General features: G+C 63.8%; 1 protein-coding gene. It reads right to left on the bottom strand.

Translation table 11 applies throughout. From position 1 onward, the window contains the following. Positions 1-522, bottom strand: a 522-nt coding sequence (locus tag ACFFR3_RS22145; protein ID WP_379483771.1) for a transposase, incomplete at its 3' end; no start/stop codon positions are given. Positions 523-769 lie beyond the last annotated feature (247 nt).

The raw sequence follows: 769 nt of genomic DNA, 5'->3' as shown, positions 1-769 counted from the left end.
GCGCACCTTCTGCGTCAAAGCGTCCAGCCAGACGAAGGTGTACGGGCCGGCGTCCAGCGCCCGGGTGCGAAACGCCTCGACCTGTTCATCCAGCGCCTTGGCCATCTGCGAGACCTGGCTCTTGGAGATGTGCTTGATGCCGAGCTGCTCGACCAGCTTGTCGACTCTGCGGGTGGAGACGCCGAGCAGATAGGACGTGGCGACCACGCTGATCAGCGCCTGCTCGGCCCGGCGGCGTCGCTCCAGCAGCCAGTCCGGGTAGTACGAGCCCTGCCGGAGCTTGGGAATGGCGAGGTCGATCGTCCCGGCGCGGGTGTCCCACTCCCGGCTGCGGTAGCCGTTGCGGGAGTTGGTCCGCTCGTCGCTGCGCTGGCCGTAAGCGGCCCCGCACAGGCTGTCGGCCTCGGCCGACATCAACGTCTCGGCCATGGTCTTCACCATGGATCGCAACATGTCCGGGTCACCGGTCTCGATCTGCTGCGCCAGCCACCGCTCAGGCGTCACACTGTTGTCCGCGGTCATCGCCGTTCTCCTTCTTGGAATCGTTGCTACGAAGGATCACGCGATGGCCGTTCTCATTTCACGACGCCACACCTGCTGACCAGGTCAAACTCGTACACCACTTCCGTGGACGCAACCCCACGGCAGGATTCGAACCTGCGGCACCCGCTTTAGACCGTGACTCATTTGGGGTTTGGTCGTTGAATCCTTCGTGGATGCCTTCCTTCGACGACTGGTGCCTGATGAGTTGTGGGAGTTGTTCCAGCGG

The organism is Nonomuraea salmonea (assembly GCF_042428605.1).
Taxonomy (GTDB): domain Bacteria; phylum Actinomycetota; class Actinomycetes; order Streptosporangiales; family Streptosporangiaceae; genus Nonomuraea; species Nonomuraea salmonea.
The sequence above is the reverse complement of the archived record's forward strand: the minus strand, read 5'-3'. Positions and strand labels throughout refer to the sequence as shown.